Consider the following 15,400-nt stretch of genomic DNA (forward strand, 5'->3'; position numbering starts at 1 on the left):
TGGGGGGCGTCATGAGGATCGTCGTCGTGGGCCGGACGCGCCTGATCTGCTCGAAGGTGGTCACCCGGCTCCGCGCGAGCGGGTGCGACGCGGCTCTGGCCACCCCGGGCACCGGCTGCGACGCGCTCGCCGACGAGGGGCTGACCGAGGCGGCGTCCGGCGCCGACGTGCTGGTGGACATGTCGAGCGCGCCCTGGTCGGACGCCACGGACCTCGCCGCCCACTTCGTGACGTCGACGGGCAACCTGCTCGCCGCCGCCCGGCGCGCGGGCGTGGGCCACTACGTCGCGCTCTCGGTCGTCGGCGGCGACCGCCTCCCCGGTAGCGACTACCTGCGGGCCCGGGCCGCCCAGGAGCGGCTCGTCGCCGCGTCCGGGCTCCGCTACTCGATCGTCCGCGCCACGCACCTGCTCGACTACGCGAGGGTCGTCCGGGAGCCCGCGGCCGCCGACACGCCCGTGCGGGTGCTGCTGGGCCACCTCCAGCCGATCGGCTCCGGGGAGATCGCCGGTGCGGTCGCGCGCCGGGCGGCCGGCGGCCCGGTCGACGGCGTCGTCGAGGCGGGCTGGCCGGAGCAGGCGGGGAGGAGCGCGGCGATCAGTGCCTGACGTCGAGCGACGCCAGCTTCTCCTTCATCCGCCCGAGCATCGCGGGGATCCACGTACCGCGCTCCTCCGCACGCTCGATGCCCTGGGTCAGGTGGTCGCGGGCCGCGTCGTTCGCGCCGTACCCGGCATAGGCGGTGCCCAGCACCCAGTGCATCAACGAGATCCACCAGCTGCTGCCCCGCTCGACGCTCTCGGCCAGGGCAGGCTCGGCCACCTCGACGGCCTCCTCGAAGCGCTGCGCGAAGCAGAGCGCGCCCGCCAGGCTCGCCTGGGCGAACATGCGCGCGTGCTGCACGGCGGCGGAGGCCGATCCCAGCTCGTCGATGCTCCGCAGCACGTCCCGGTAGGCCTCGATCGCCTCGTCCCGCCGGTCGAGGTCGACGAGCGTCGCAGCGAGGCCGTTGCTCGCCCAGTAGAAGGTCCCGTGGTAGCCGTCGGCCTCGGCCAGCTCGCGGCCCCGGGCGTACGCCTGGAGCGCCTGGTCGTGGTCCAGGTAGATCCGCCAGGCCTCGGCCGCATTGCAGAGGGCGTCCGCCTGCTCCCGGACGGCGCCGGCGCTCGCGGCGAGCTCGTGGACCGCCATTGCCTGCTCCGCCGCCTCCCGCGCCCGCGTACCTCCCTGGGCGGTGTCGGCAGTGGTGAACGCCCAGGCGTAGCGGTTCATGTGCCAGAGCTCGCGACGGCGGTCGGGGAGCCGTGCCGCCGCGGCTCGGGTCAGCCCGAACACCTCCAGCCACTCACGGCACCATTGCTGGTTGTCGCCCGCGTACCAGCGCAGCGCCTCGCCGAGCTCGGCCACCTGCTCGTCCCGCTCCGCGGCGGCCGCCAGCCGCAGGGCGGCGAGCCACGTCTCCTGCTCCGCCTCCAGCCACACCCGAGCCTCCGTGGGCGTCGACAGCGCGACCAGGCCCGTGCGGGGTGGCGGCGGCGCGTCGTCGTCGGCCTCGAAGACCCGCCCGGCCACGGTCGCGGTCTCCAGCAGCCAGTCGGTCATCCGCCGCTCGGCCGCCGCCCGGTCCCCGGCGGTCTCCTCCTCGCGCAGGCGCTGACCCGCGTACAGCCGGATCAGGTCGTGGAACCGGTAGCGGTCGACACCCTCGTGCTGCAGCAGGCCCAGCTCGACCAGGTGGTCGAGCTCGTCCTCGGCGTCGTACGGGTCTGCCTCGGTCAGCACCGCGGCGACCGGCACCCCGAGGACCACGGCGGGTACGAGCGCCAGCCGCCGGAAGCACCTCTTGTCCCGCTCCGACAGCGCCAGGTAGGACAGGGCGAAGGCCGCCTCCACCCCGACGTCCCCGACCGCCAGGTTCGCGAGCCGGCGGTCCTCGTCCGACAGGCGCTCGGCGAGGTGTCGCATCGTCCAGCCGGGTCGGGAGGCCAGCCGGGTGCCGGCGATCCGCAGCGCCAGCGGCAGGTGCCCGCACAGCTGTGCCACCCGCACCGCCTCCACCGAGTCGCCAGGGGCGGCCTCCGTACGGACGTCCCCGGAGACGGCGCGCAACAGCTCCGCGGACTCCTCCCGCGACAAGGGCGCGAGGGCGATCCTCGCGACGTCGTCCAGTCCGCCCAGGGCGCGACGGCTGGTCACGATCGTCATGCCCGCGCCCTCGCCGGGCAGCAGCGGCCGCACCTGGGCCTCGTCCGCGGCGTTGTCCAGCACGACGAGGAAGCGCCGTTCGGAGAGGGCGGCGCGGAGCTGTCCCGCTCGTTCCTGCTCGTCGTCGGCGATCGCCCGCGGGTCCAGGCCGACGGCGAGCAGCAGCCTGCGCAGCGCCTCCGTGGCCGCCATGGGCTCGGGGTCGACACCGCGCAGGTCCACGTAGACCTGCCCGTCGGGAAACTCCTCGGCCAGCAGCTCGGCTGCCCGCACCGCGCACGACGTCTTGCCCAGCCCCGCCGCTCCGTGCACCACCGCGACCGGCACGGGACCGTCCGCGGAAGCCGTCCGCGCCAGGTCGCACAGCGCCCCCAGCTCGGGCGCTCTGCCCACGAAGTCGGTGAGGCCGCGCGGCAGCCCGTACGAGCTCGGGCGTCGCGACGGCTGATCCGCCGTGCGCGGCCGGCCCGCCCGGGCGGCGTCGGCGAGCTCGGCCTGCTGCTCGGCGTCGAGCCCCAGCGCCTCGGCGAGGGCCTGGACCGTGCGCCGTTGCGGACCGCGGCTGACACCGCGCTCCATGTCGCCGATCGCTCGCACGCTCACGCCCGAGGTGTGGGAGAGCTCCTCGATCGTGAGCTGTGCGGCCTGGCGCAGGCTGCGCAGGTGCGGCCCGAACGGACCGGTCATCCGGCCTCCTTTGCGTCGAGGTCCGCCAGCATGGACTTCGCCCGCGCGAGCGTGCTGGGCTTCGGCTTCCATGCCCCGTGGTCCTCCACCAGCTCGATCATCCGCACCAGGTGCTGGCGGGCCTCGCGGTCCGCACCCAGCTCGGCATGTGCCCGGCCGAGGGTCCAGTGCAGGAACGGCGTCCAGCCGCTGGCCAGCTGGACGAGCTCGGCCAGGGCGGGTTCCCCGACCTCGACGACCTCCCTGAAGCGACCTGCCGCGAGGAGCGCCTCGGTCAGCCGGAAGGCGGCGCCCGCCCGCCCGTGCTGCGCCGCGGCCGAGAGGTCTGGAACGCCGTCGGTGGACCTCAGCAGGGCGCGGTAGATGTCGACGGCCTCGTCGTGCCTGCCGAGGATGTCCAGGGCAGTTCCGATCCCGGACGTGGCCCAGGAGTAGATCTGGTGGTAGCCCGAGGCCTGGGCGAGCTCGAGCCCGCGCGAGTACGCATCCAACATCTGCTCGGCGTCGCCGACGTGCAGCCAGCCCTCACCCGCGTTGCAGAGCGCGTCGGCCTGCTCCTGGAGCGCTCCGGCGTGTTCGGCGAGCCGGTACGCCTCCATGGCGTACTCGACACGCTCCCGCAGGACGGACTCGCCGGACTGCCGCTGGATGGCGACGGTGAGGAGCGCCGAGGCGTGGCGGTTCATGTGCCAGAGCTCGCGACGGCGGTCGGGCAGCCGTGCGGCCGCCGCCAGCGTCAGGCCGAACACTTCCAGCCAGTCGCTCGACCACTGGTGCGCGTCGGCGGCGAACCAGCGCATCGACTCGCCGAGCCCGGCCACCAGCTCGTCGCGCTCCGAGGCGGCCGCGAGTCGCAGGGCGGCGAGCCAGGTGTCCTTCTCGGCCTGCAGCCAGGCCTTCGCTTCGTCCGGCGTGGTGAGCGGGACCAGGCGGTCGGGGTGGGGTGGCACGTCGCCGTCCGCCTCGAACACCCGGCCGGCCGTCGTCGCGGTCTCCAGCAGCCAGCTGACCATCCGCCGCTCGGCGGTGGCGCGGGCGTCGGCGGTCTCCTCCTCGTGCAGCCGCCGGTTCGCGTACAGGCGGATCAGGTCGTGGAAGCGGTAGCGACCGGCCCCCTCGGGCTGCAGGAGCCCCAGGTCGACCAGCTCGTCGAGCTGGTCCTCGGCGTCGTCGAGGTCGGCCTGGATGAGCACCGCCACGATCGGTGCGCCGAAGTCCACCGCGGGGACGAGGGCCAGCCGCCGGAAGCACTCCCTGGCCTGATCGGGCAGCGCGAGGTAGGACAGCGAGAAGGATGCCTCCACCCCGATGTCGCCTACGGCGAGGTTCGCGAGCCGGCGGTCCTCGTCCGACAGCCGTTCGGCGAGGTAGTGCATGGTCCACCCGGGCCGGGACGCCAGGCGGGTTCCCGCGATCCGCAGCGCCAGCGGCAGGTGCCCGCACAACCGCGCCACGCGCGCGACGTCCTCGTCCTCGGGTTCCACCTCCTCGGTGCCGGCCGCCACTTCGCGGCCGCCCCCGGACACGGTCCGCAGCAGCTCCGCCGACTCCCGTGACGAGAGCGGCGCGATCGGGATCCTCGTGACCCCGTCCAGACCGGCCAGCGTGCGGCGGCTGGTCACGATCGCCATGCCCGGACCGTCGCCAGGCAGCAGGAGCCGTACCTGGGCCTCGTCGGCGGCGTTGTCGAGCACGACGAGGCAGCGCCGCTCCGCCAGGATGTCGCGGAGCTGATCTGCTCGTTCCTGCTCGTCCTCGGCGACCGCCCGTGGTTCCAGGCCGACGGCGAGCAGGAGCCGGCGCAGCGCCTCCGCCGTCGGCATGGGCTCGGGGTCTACCCCGCGCAGGTCGACGTAGACCTGCCCGTCCGGGAACGCCTCGCGCAGCAGCTCAGCCGCCCGCACCACGCACGCCGTCTTGCCCACGCCACCCGGTCCGTGCACCACCACGACAGGTGTCCGGTCGTCCCCGAAGGCGGCGCGCCCGTGCTCGCCCAGCAGCTCCAGCTCCGCCGTCCGGCCCACGAAGTGGGCCGGGCCGCGCGGCAGCCCGTACCCGCGCGGAGGCTCCGGCACCTGGTCGGCTGCCCGCGGCCGGCCCGCCCGGGCGGCGTCGGCGAGCTCGGCCTGCTGCTCGGTGTCGAGCCCCAGCGCCTCGGCGAGGGCCTGGACCGTGCGCCGTTGCGGACCGCGGCTGACGCCGCGCTCCATGTCGCCGATGGCGCGCACGCTCACGCCCGAGGTGTGGGAGAGCTCCTCGATCGTCAGGCCCGCGGACTGCCGCAGGCTCCGCAGGTACGGTCCGAAGGGGGCGGTCATCCGATCTCCTCAGGGGCTCCGGCCTCATCGTCGAGAGCTGCGATCAGGGCATTCACCTCGTCGACGAACGCGGGCCGCGGCTGCCACCTTCCCCGGGCCTCTCCCCGCCCGATCGCCAGAGTGAGGTGCTCGCGGGCCTTGTCGTTCGCGCCGAGCCCGAGATACGCCCGGCCGACCGCCCGGTGCGTCAGCGGTGCCCAGTTGTTGCCCTCCTCGAGGAGGGCCGCCGCGGACGTCCTCGCGATCTCGACGACGTCGCCGTAGCGCCCCGCGTCGGCGAGGAGCGTGGACAAGCGGGCCAAGGCGAACCATCGGGTGTTCTCGGCCGCGGCCGTCGGTGCCGGGAGCTCCTCGATCGTCCTGAGCATGGAGCGGAAGGCCTTGAGGGCGTCGTCGTACCTGCCGGCCTGGGCGAGCCCCACCACGAGGCCGCCACTCGCCCAGAAGTAGGTGCTCTGGTCGCCGGCGGTCTCGGCCAGCTCTCGCCCGCGGGTGTAGGCCCAGAGCGACCGGTCGTCGTCGTGCGCGAGTCGCCAGGCCTCGGCCGCGTTGCAGACCGCCTCCGCCTGTTCCCTGACCGCCCCGAGGCCCTCGGCGAGCTGGTAGGCCTCCATCGCCTGCTCCGCGGCCTCCCGCAACGCCTTGTCGTCACGTCGCTGCGCGGCGACGGTGAGGCGTGCCCAGACATAACGGATCGTGTGCCAGAGCTCCCCGCGGCGGTCGGGCAGCCGCGCGGCGGCGGAGCGGGTGAGCCCGAACACCTCCAGCCAGTCGGTCGCCCACACCTGGGTCTCGTTGGCGATCCAGTTCATCGCCTCACCGAACCGGGCCACCTGCGCGTCCCGCCCTGCGACAGCCGCGAGCCGCAGCGCAGCCAGCCAGGACTCCTTCTCGACCAGCAGCCAGACCCGGGCTTCCTCCGGCGAGGTGAACCGGACGTGACCCTCGTCGCCCGCCGGTGGGGATTCGCCGTCGAACCACCGGCCGGCCGCCGTCGCGGTCTCCAGCAGCCAGTCCGTCATACGGCGCTCGGCCGTCGCCCGGGCCGCGTCGGACTCCTCCTCGTGCAGGCGCTGGTTCGCGTACAGCCGGATCAGGTCGTGAAAGCGGTAACGGTCCGTGCCCTCGTGCTGGAGGAGGCCCAGCTCGACCAGCTCGTCGAGCTGGTCCTCGGCGTCGTAGCGGTCGGTCTCGGTCAGCACCGCGGCGATCGGTGCCCCGAAGTCGACGGCGGGGACGAGCGCCAGCCGCCGGAAGCACTCCTTGGCCTGCTCGGGCAGCGCCACGTAGGACAGCGCGAACGCCGCCTCCACCCCGACGTCGCCCACCGCGAGGTTCGCCAGCCGGCGGTCCTCGTCCGACAGGCGCTCGGCCAGGTGCCGCATGGTCCACTCCGGCTGGGAAGCCAGGCGGGTGCCGGCGATCCGCAGGGCAAGCGGCAGGCGTCCGCACAGCTCGGACACCCGCGCCGTCTCCGCTGCCGTCTCCGTCACCGCGTTCCCGTCGGCGGTCCGGTTGGCGAGGGCCTCCAACAGCTCCGCGGACTCCTGCGGTGAGAACGGCGCCAGCGGGACCCGGGTCACTCCCTCCAGCCCGGCCAGCGTGCGGCGGCTGGTCACGATCACCATGCCCGCGCCGTGCGCAGGCAGCAGGGGCCGCACCTGGGCCTCGTCCGCGGCGTTGTCCAGCAGCACCAGGGACCGCCGGTCCGCCAGGATGGCCCTGAGCTGACCTGCGCGTTCGTGCTGGTCCTCGGCGATCGCGCGGGCATCCAGCCCCGACGCCAGCAGCAGTCGGCGCAGCGCCTCCGTGGTCGCCATCGGCTCGGGGTCGACGCCGCGCAGGTCCACGTAGAGCCCGCCGTCGGGGAACCTCTCGTGCAACAGCTCGGCCGCCCGCACCGCGCACGCCGTCTTGCCCAGTCCCGCCGCGCCGTGCACCACGACGACCGGGGTGGGGCCGTCCGCGGAGGCGGTCCGTGCCCGTTCGTCCAGCAGCTCCAGCTCCGCCGTCCGGCCCACGAAGTCGCCGAGGCTGCGCGGCAGCGCGTTCGAACCTGGCTGCTCGGGTGCGGGGTCGGCTGCCCGCGGCCGTCCGGCCCTGGCGGTGTCGGCGAGTTCTGCTCGCTGCTCGTCGTCGAGCCCCAGCGCGTCGGCCAGTGCCTCGACGGTGCGGCGCTGCGGGCCGCGGCTGACGCCGCGCTCCATGTCGCCGATGGCACGCACGCTCACGCCCGAGGCGTGCGAGAGCTCCTCGATCGTCAGTCCGGTGGACTGCCGCAGGCCGCGCAGGAGCGGGCCGAACGAACTGGCCATTCAGCCTCCCTCGGGGTGTCCGGTCTGAGGTCATGATGGCCCGATCGGCATCGTTGACAACCTGCCGTCCACGTGGCGATCGACACCCGTGGTGAAACATCGGCGTGCCCCGCGCAAGTCACCCGTGGGCGGCGTCAGTCGTCGCGCCGCGGCCGCGACGAGCGCAGCTTCTTGGTGGCCGACCGCTGCTTCTTGGCCGTCAGCCGCCGCTCCTGCGACCCGCGGGTCGCGCGGGTGGCGCGGCGGCTCCGCGGGCCGGGCGCCAGTCCGTCGTCGACGACGGCGGCCAGGCGCGTGGCGGCGGCGTCGCGGTTGCGGCGCTGCTCCCGGTGCTCCGAGGCGACGACGGTGAGGACGCCGTCGACCAGGCGGCCCGCGAGTCGCTCCAGGAGGCGCTGGCGCTGCGTGTCGCTCAGCACGGCGGACCGACCCACGTCCCAGGACAGCTCGACGCGCGAGTCGGTGGTGTTCACGCCCTGACCGCCCGGGCCGGAGGAGCGGGAGAACCGCTCGGTGAGCTCGGCGCGGGGGATGGTCAGCGCGGGACTGACGGCCAGGCCGGGGCGGACAGGGGAGGGCATGTGCCCATGGTCTCGCACGCGGGGGCGTGGCCCGCGCTCCTCCCGGGTCGACGACGGCGTGACCAGGGCCTCCGCGCTGCCATACTCAGCGGCGTCATTGTCGGACCCGATGATCTGCGAGGGCATCACCCCATGCGTTTCAGCTCACCGCCTGGCTGGCCCACGCCCCCGGAGGACTGGTCGCCGGCAGCCGGCTGGCGGCCCCAGCCCGACTGGCCGGCAGCCCCCGAGGACTGGTCGTTCTGGACCGACGACGAGGGACGCCCCGTCGAGGGGCCGTGGGTCCCGGAGCACCACGGCGCCTCGGAGTTCGACACGCCGAGCAGCCTTGCCCTCTGGGCGTTCACGGCCGTGCAGGTCGTCCTGGTCCTCGTCGACATCGTGCTCCTGAGGTCTGGCACGTCGTCGACCGGAGGGATCCTGGCCGTGGGTGGTGTCCTCAACCTGGCCTGTTTCGTCGCCGACGTGACCCTCCTGCGCCAGGCGGGTCACCGCGTGCCCGTCTACCTCTACGTCTGCGGAGTGCTGCTCGTGCCGCTCTACCTCATCTTCCGGATCCGGCTGACGAGGACGAGCTGGTGGCCCCTGGTGGGGTGGATCGGGGTGATCGTCGCTTCCGTCCTGGCGACGCCGCTCGTGGGATACGCGGGCGGCGTCGAGCTGGAGCCCACCGATGTCGAGTCCTCGATCGAGGGTTCGTACTCGACCGGGGACGGCACCTCGCTCTACGAGAGCAGCATGCCGGTCCAGGTGAGCTGCCCGGACCCGCTCGTCGTCCGGGTCGGCGAGACCTTCGACTGCGAGACCGGGGTGGTCGGCGAGGCGCCCGAGACCGTCACCGTCACCCTGGAGTCGTGGCTGGGGGAGATGTCGTGGCGGAGGCCGACGAGGTGACGAGTACCCAACGACCAGCGGGGCGTCCTCGTCCGCGCTAGATACCGACCGACCCGTCGATCGCCTCGCGGAGCAGGTCCGCGTGGCCCAGGTGCCGGGCGTACTCCTGGATCAGGTGGAGCAGGATCCACCGCAGCGTGGCCTCCTGGCCGTCCCAGAACTTCTCCTGCGCGATCGTGTCGAGGTCTGCCGTCTCGGCGACGATCTGCTCCGTGGTGCGCTGGGCCTCGTCGAGCCAGGCCAGCAGCTGCTCGGGCGAGTCGTCCGCGGCGGTGCTGAAGGTCCAGTCGTTCCGTCCCTCCTGCTCCTTGTACTGGGCGTACCAGGTGGGCGTCTCGACCGTCCCCGCGAACGTCACGTTGACCCAGGCCGCCTCGATGACGGCGAGGTGCTTGAGCAGACCGCCGAGCGACAGGGTGCTCGGCGCATGCCGGTAGGCCAGCAGCGTGCTGCTCAGCCCCGAGACCTTCCAGCGCAGCGTGTCGCGCTGGAACGCGAGGATCCCGAGGAGGGTCTGCTTCTCGTCGGCGGTGAACGGGATGTCGAAGCGGTCCGCGGGGTCGGTGATCGTCGTCATCCTGGAACCGTAGCGACGTCAGGAAGCAGACTGGACCCCATGGCGACGACGAGCGCGGGACTCCTGCCCTTCCGGCGGCTGCCCGACGGAGGTGTCGAGGTGCTGCTCGGCCACATGGGCGGACCGTTCTGGGCCCGCAAGGATGCGGGATCGTGGTCGCTGCTCAAGGGCGAGCTCGAACCCGGTGAGGAGCCCCACGCGGCGGCCCTGCGCGAGGCGGGGGAGGAGCTCGGGCTGGAGCTGCCGCCGTCGTCGGGCCCGGACCTCGCGCTCGGGGAGGTGCGGCAGCGCGCCGGCAAGGTGGTCCACGCCTGGGCGCGCGAGTGGCCCGATCCCGGACCCGACCTGTCCGTGATCAGCAGCAACACGGTCGAGATCGAGTGGCCGCCGCGGTCCGGCAAGCGCCTTGAGATCCCCGAGATCGACCGCGTCGCCTGGTTCGCGCCCGACGACGCGCGGCGCGTCGTCGTCAGCGCGCAGGCGGCGTTCGTCGACCGGTTGGTGGGGGCGCTCGCGGGCGAGACGGGCACGGGGTGAGGCGGGCCCCGGCACCGCGCCGGGACCCGCCTCTCCTCAGCTCAACCGGGGATCAGGGTTCGATCGTGGGGACGAAGTTGTCCAGGAGGAACTGGCCCTCCTCGCCCGGGGGCAGCTCGCCCATGAACCGGCTGACGACGCCGGTGCTCTCCGACTCGACGAAGACCTGGAAGTCGATCGTCTCGACGCCCGGGGCGCCCCAGTGCTCGGTCTGCGCGGCCATGAGCACGGCCTTTCCGGACATCAGTGCCCTGGTGCGTGCTGACGACGGTCCGGGCGCGCCTCAGCGGCTCCGCGCCGTGAGGAACTGGTCCGGCCGCAGCGCGCGCGACACGATCCGGGTGTCGCCGATCCAGCCGTAGAACCCCTGGCCGTACGTCTCCGCCGACTGCGTGCCGCCGATCGCGAACGGCTTGCCGAGCGTCGAGATGCCGCGCGACTCCTCGGCGGCGTTGCGCACGATCTTCGAGCCGTCCACGTACATCACCGTGTGCCGGCCGTCGTTGACGAGCGCGACGTGCATCCAGCGGCCCACCGGCACGGCGTGGCTCCAGGACGTCGGGTCGGCGTCGACCGGCACGGGGTAGACGACGAACTGCAGGAAGCGCTCGCCGGACAGGTTCAGGCTGCACGTCGGCTCGTCGTCGGACCAGCCGCTGTGCTTGCCGGCGTCGCCCGCGCGGCCCTCCCAGCTGAGGATGCCCATCCAGGAGTGGTCGCCCTCGAAGGGCTCCGGCAGCTTGAGGAACGTCTCGATCGTGTAGCCGGACTCGAACGTCGCGCTGTTGACCGGCGCGTTCGGGCCGGTGCGCAGCACGGCGCCCCGGTCGGGCCCCTTGCCGCCGTCGAACCGCAGGCTCGCCCGGGCCGGCTGGGCGTCGTGGTGCTCGGCCGACCAGGTCAGCGCCTCCGGGGCGCTGGAGTGCAGGAGCTCGGAGGTCAGGTCGTTGCCGTTGCCCGTGAGGTCGCGGGCGACGGTGCCGGGCGCGACCGGGGCGCCGTCCGACCCCGCGGCGGCGAGGCCGGCGGCGTCGAACCGCCAGTACGCGACCGTGCCGCGCGGCATCACTGCCGACGGCGGCAGCGGCGCGGGCAGCACCGGCGGCGCGAACGCGGCGAAGCGCTCGTCGAAGTCGATCTCGACGGTGAACCGGTCCACGTCGCCGCTGAGCTCGACGTGCTCCGCCTCCAGGGGCGTGGGGTCGTTCTTGGCGAGCAGCCAGGGCGAGAACGTCTCGACGTCGATCACGCCGCGCACCAGGTCGAAGCTGTAGTACCGCACCATGCCGGCGCCGCCGTAGTAGCGGTCCTGGTAGTTGGTGATGTGCAGGTGCACGGGGTTGCCCGCGTCGTTCGTGAGCGTGGTGCGGCCGGACGGCCAGTAGTGCCCGCCGAGCGCGAGGAAGATCTGGTCGTTGCCCTTGATGAGACGGTCCCACAGGCGCCGGCCGTTGTCGGAGAGGTGGGCCAGGCCGTCGTCCTCGGCCCAGACGAGGTCGTGGGTGGTGAGGATCGCGGGCAGCTCGCGGTGCTCGTCCAGCACGCCCTGGGTCCAGGCGAGCCCGGCGTCGGACAGGCGCCAGTCCAGCGCCAGGACCAGCCACTCCCGCCCGCCGCCGCGGACCACGTGGTAGCTGTTGTAGCCGTCGGGGGAGGAGCCGCCGTAGGTCTCCATCCGGGAGAAGCGCTGCGGCCCGAACGTACGCAGGTACGGGGAGTCGCCGCGCTGGTCGTCACCGCTGACGTCGTGGTTGCCGGCCAGCACGCTGTACGGCAGCCGGCCGGCGGCGTCGAACGCGCGGCTCGCCGCGCGCATCTCGGTGGCCGTGCCGTGCTCCGTCACGTCGCCGAGCTGGGTCATGAACACGATGTTGTCCTGCGCGCGTTCGCGCACCAGGTGCCGCAGCGTCGCGCGGACGGGCTCGGCGTCGGAGCCGCCGTCGTCCAGCAGGTACTGCGTGTCGGGCAGGACGGCGATCGTGAACCGCGCGGCGGCCGCGTCGGGGCGGCCGCCGTTCGAGGAGGCCGACGACGGCGCGGCCGCCGCCGACGTCGTGCCGGCGGCCGCGGCGGCCGCCGAGAGGACCGGGACGGCCGCGGCCGCCTGGAGCAGGGAGCGGCGAGAGAGCTTGTTTTCCACGGGCCGATCGTGGCCGCGCTTGTTGGCCCCGGGGTGACGCGGGGCCGAACGGCGGCTGACCATTGGGCTGAACGGTCCCCGGCCGTAGGCGGGCCGCGTGGGTTCCGCGCGCGGCGACCACCCGCCGAACGTAGCCTCTGAGCACGTTCGGCCCACCCGACGACGGGAGCGCGCGTGGCGACGGACAACGGCTCGGGAGCCCACCGATGACTGCCGTGGGCGACGCGATCGCGCAGTTCTTCTCGACGGACGACCTGGACGGCTGGGACGCCCTCCTGGCCGTCCTGACCCTGCTGGCCACCTGGCTGGCGACCCGGTACGCGCGCCGCGCGGCGCTCGCGGCGACGGCGCGGATCAAGGGGCTGCACCCGCAGGTCCGGGACGCGGTGGTGCGTGCCCTGCACTATCTCGTGCTGCTGGCGGGCATCGGGGTGGCGCTCGGGTTCCTCGGCGCGCAGACCCAGCCGATCCTCACCGTGGCGGTCGTGGTCGGCATCGTGGTGGTCCTGACCGCGCGGGGCCTGGCCGACAACTTCGGCGCCGGGATCGTGCTGCAGACCAGGATGCCGGTCGTGGTGGGCGACGAGATGGCGTTCGGCTCGTGGGTGGGCACCGTCAAGGAGCTCAACAACCGCACCGTGGTCCTGGAGACGTACGACGGCGTGCAGGTGCACGTCCCCAACTCCCTGGTGATCGCCGAGCCGCTCGTGAACGGGTCCGCGCCGGGAGCCCGCCGCAGCGAGGTCGAGGTGCGGCTCGCGGACCTGCGCGACGACGAGACCGACGGTGTGCTGCTGGCTGTGTCGGCCGTGCCCGGCGTGCTGCTCGCTCCGCCGCCGGACCTGCTGTACGTCGCCGCCGACCCGGCCCGGACGACGCTCCGGCTGCGGTTCTGGCACGGTCCGACGGAGGGCGCCGCCGTGTCGTCGGCGACCGTCGCCGCCCTGGGCGCCGCGCTCCGCCCGCGCGCTGCCGCCTGGGCGGTGGACGCTCCTCCGCCCGCGGACGTCGAGCGACGGGTCCCGCCGCCGGCCGTGTGACGTGCGGTCGCGGCCTCCGTGCGCGTGCCCGGGCCACGTCGCGGTTCGGCAGGCGCGGCAGGCACCCCGGTGCGACGATCGAGAGGCGGGGGCCTCGATGGTGCCAGGAGGATGAGGATCAACGATGACCACGTTCACCGTGTGGAAGTTCGACGACCCCGACGGCGCGCAGGCCGCGGCGGGGAACCTCAAGCAGGCCGCGTCGGAAGGGCTGATCACGGTGGTCGACCACGCCGTGGTGTCCTGGCCCGTCGGGCAGGCGACCCCCACCACCAAGCAGGCCCACGAGAACGAGTGGCGCGGCACCGGATGGGGCGCGTTCTGGGGGCTGCTCCTGGGCACGCTGTTCTTCATGCCGCTCATCGGCGCGGCCGCGGGTGCGGCGATCGGCGCCCTGGCGAAACATACCGAGGCGGTGGGCATCGACCGCACCCAGCTCGAGACGATCCGGGAGCAGGTCACGGTCGGTACGTCGGCGCTGTTCGCCGTGACCCAGGACGGCGACATCGACCGGGTGGGCGAACGGTTCCACGGCATGCGGGGCAAGCTGATCGCGACCAACCTCACCGAGGCGGAGCGGTCGACGCTGCTGGAGACGTTCGGGAGCTGACCTGTTCTCGGCGCCTTTATGCGTGCGCTGATGAATTGTCCAGCCGGACGTCAAAGAATGCGTGGACGCAATGATGGTTGCGTGCGACGCAAAAGCAGGAACTCCCCTCGCGGAATTTCAGCGAGGGGAGTTCGTCTGCTGGGGGAGTGAATCCAGCTACGCGACCGGCGGCCCGCGTCGGGGCCCGCCGGATCAGCGGCTCAGCACCAGGTCAGAGACCCAGCAGGCACAGGATCTGCTCGAGGGTCAGGCCCAGGTTGTCGAGCAGGGTCGAGATGATGTCAACGAGGCTCATGAGAGCTTCCTTTCAATGGGTACGGGAAATCACCGGTCGATATCGGTGAGCGGAACAGTGTTCGCGTTCCATACGTTAAGTAGGCGACACGGACAGTGCAACGTGAATGGGATATTAGTGTTTAAAGCGCGAGATTGTTAGCGTTGTGCTAACGAGCGGGTCCAGGTCGTGCCGGCCATGGAACGCCGTCCGGCGGCGCCGGGTGTGCCCGTACGCTGACCGCCGTGCCGTTCTCCCTCTGGCTCGCCCTCGTCGGGGCGGGCGTCCTGATCTCCCTCACGCCCGGCGCGGGCGCGATCAACACCATGTCGAACGCCATGGCGTCCGGCTGGGCGCGCTCGATCTGGGGGATCCTCGGCCAGCAGGCGGCGCTGCTCGTCCACCTCGTGATCGTGGCGGCGGGCGTGGGCGTGCTCGTCGCGAGCACGCCGTGGCTCTTCGACACCATCCGCTACGCCGGCGCGGCGTACCTGGTCTACCTCGGCGTGCGGCAGTTTCTGGCCCGGACCGGTCCCGGGGCGGACGCCGTCGGCGGCGCCCGGCTGCCCGAGCCCGCCGGGTCGATGTTCCGGCGCGGACTCCTGGTCAACCTGATGAACCCGAAGGCGGTCGTGTTCTTCCTCGCGTTCGTCCCGCAGTTCGTGCAGCCGGACCGCCCGCTGCTCGGTCAGTACGCGGTGCTCGCCGCGACCGTCGTCGTCATCGACGTCGTGGTCATGTGGTTCTTCTTCGCCACGACCGCCCGCGGGCTCGGCCGGCTGACCGCGGGCGAGGCGGGGTCACGGGTCGTCAACCGCGTGTTCGGCAGCCTGTTCGTGGGCGTTGGCGTGCTGCTCGCCGTGATGCACTGACCCTGCGGTGTGCTCTGGCCGCGACGCGGCGGCCTGGCCCGATGGTTGATTCCACGGGGTCGGTGGTCGTAGGAGGTCAGGCTGTGGCGGCGGCGTGCTTGGTGCGGCGATGCCTGTCCTGCGCCTGGACGCCCTGCGACCCGGTGGTGCCGAGCTCCCGATATGCGGTGATCGACGAGACGGACGGGCAGATCTGGGCCGCTGGTTGCCGACTCCAGGACCTGCCCTCAAGGCGAGCAGCCGATTCTGCTGTTGGCAGATCCGGCCCGTTCGGCGAGCGGTGCGAACGGGTGTGCCATATGTTGATGGCATGACGCGAACGGGTGAGGTGCTGATGGCGGCGGGCGAGC

The 15,400-nt window shown here is 73.1% G+C and carries 13 protein-coding genes; 6 read left to right on the forward strand and 7 right to left on the reverse strand.

Translation table 11 applies throughout. The annotated features are described in order from the left end of the window. Positions 1 to 11: 11 nt before the first annotated feature. Positions 12 to 608, forward strand: coding sequence for an SDR family oxidoreductase (locus QRN56_RS04175; protein ID WP_285101419.1), 597 nt, complete (start codon positions 12 to 14; stop codon positions 606 to 608). Here the strand turns inward: QRN56_RS04175 and QRN56_RS04180 are convergent. From QRN56_RS04180 to arfB, 4 genes are all read right to left on the reverse strand, one after another. Continuing rightward, a complete protein-coding gene (locus QRN56_RS04180; protein ID WP_285101421.1) occupies positions 598 to 2,892 on the reverse strand; it encodes an ATP-binding protein in 2,295 nt (764 codons plus the stop codon). The two genes, QRN56_RS04175 and QRN56_RS04180, sit on opposite strands and share 11 nt — an antisense overlap. Continuing rightward, positions 2,889 to 5,210 carry a helix-turn-helix domain-containing protein gene (locus QRN56_RS04185; protein WP_285101423.1) on the reverse strand — a complete coding sequence of 774 codons (2,322 nt, stop codon included), beginning with the start codon at positions 5,208 to 5,210 and terminating at the stop codon, positions 2,889 to 2,891. The genes QRN56_RS04180 and QRN56_RS04185 overlap by 4 nt, the downstream gene beginning before the upstream one ends. After that, positions 5,207 to 7,525: an ATP-binding protein gene (locus QRN56_RS04190; protein ID WP_285101425.1), complete on the reverse strand. Its 2,319-nt coding sequence runs from the start codon at positions 7,523 to 7,525 to the stop codon at positions 5,207 to 5,209. Before QRN56_RS04190 ends, QRN56_RS04185 begins: the two co-directional genes overlap by 4 nt. Positions 7,526 to 7,659: 134 nt before the next feature. Further along, complete coding sequence (gene arfB / locus QRN56_RS04195) at positions 7,660 to 8,106, reverse strand: alternative ribosome rescue aminoacyl-tRNA hydrolase ArfB (RefSeq protein ID WP_285101427.1); 447 nt, start codon at positions 8,104 to 8,106, stop codon at positions 7,660 to 7,662. Between the two features lie 132 nt (positions 8,107 to 8,238). Between arfB and QRN56_RS04200 the strand changes: the two genes are divergently transcribed. After that, the gene (locus QRN56_RS04200; RefSeq protein WP_285101428.1) at positions 8,239 to 9,000 is read left to right on the forward strand and encodes a DUF4333 domain-containing protein; all 762 of its coding nucleotides are present in this window, start codon (positions 8,239 to 8,241) and stop codon (positions 8,998 to 9,000) included. 37 nt (positions 9,001 to 9,037) lie between these two features. On the opposite strand, the gene QRN56_RS04205 is transcribed toward QRN56_RS04200, so the two are convergent. Next, positions 9,038 to 9,577, reverse strand: a complete 540-nt coding sequence (locus QRN56_RS04205; protein WP_285101430.1) for a DinB family protein — start codon at positions 9,575 to 9,577, stop codon at positions 9,038 to 9,040. Between the two features lie 39 nt (positions 9,578 to 9,616). Here QRN56_RS04205 and QRN56_RS04210 point away from each other — a divergent pair, with 39 nt between their 5' ends. Continuing rightward, the gene (locus QRN56_RS04210; RefSeq protein WP_285101432.1) at positions 9,617 to 10,114 is read left to right on the forward strand and encodes an NUDIX hydrolase; all 498 of its coding nucleotides are present in this window, start codon (positions 9,617 to 9,619) and stop codon (positions 10,112 to 10,114) included. Between the two features lie 52 nt (positions 10,115 to 10,166). Here QRN56_RS04210 and QRN56_RS04215 read toward each other — a convergent pair whose 3' ends face one another. Beyond that, complete coding sequence (locus QRN56_RS04215) at positions 10,167 to 10,358, reverse strand: hypothetical protein (protein ID WP_285101433.1); 192 nt, start codon at positions 10,356 to 10,358, stop codon at positions 10,167 to 10,169. A gap of 39 nt (positions 10,359 to 10,397) precedes the next feature. Beyond that, a complete protein-coding gene (locus tag QRN56_RS04220; protein ID WP_285101435.1) occupies positions 10,398 to 12,254 on the reverse strand; it encodes a LamG-like jellyroll fold domain-containing protein in 1,857 nt (618 codons plus the stop codon). Positions 12,255 to 12,460: 206 nt separating this feature from the next. On the opposite strand from QRN56_RS04220, the gene QRN56_RS04225 reads away from it, so the two are divergent. The 3 genes from QRN56_RS04225 (at position 12,461) to QRN56_RS04235 (ending at position 15,050) form a co-directional block, all read left to right on the forward strand. After that, positions 12,461 to 13,294 carry a mechanosensitive ion channel domain-containing protein gene (locus tag QRN56_RS04225; RefSeq protein ID WP_285101437.1) on the forward strand — a complete coding sequence of 278 codons (834 nt, stop codon included), beginning with the start codon at positions 12,461 to 12,463 and terminating at the stop codon, positions 13,292 to 13,294. A 124-nt stretch (positions 13,295 to 13,418) separates the two neighbouring features. Further along, entirely contained in the window at positions 13,419 to 13,904 is a 486-nt protein-coding gene (locus QRN56_RS04230; RefSeq protein WP_285101438.1) for a DUF1269 domain-containing protein, read from the forward strand. Positions 13,905 to 14,423: 519 nt separating this feature from the next. Next, on the forward strand, positions 14,424 to 15,050 hold the full coding sequence (locus QRN56_RS04235; protein WP_285101439.1) for a LysE family transporter: 627 nt from the start codon (positions 14,424 to 14,426) through the stop codon (positions 15,048 to 15,050). The last annotated feature ends 350 nt before the right edge of the window (positions 15,051 to 15,400 follow it).

The organism is Promicromonospora sp. MEB111, from assembly GCF_030209445.1.
In the GTDB taxonomy this organism is placed as follows: Bacteria; Actinomycetota; Actinomycetes; order Actinomycetales; family Cellulomonadaceae; genus Promicromonospora.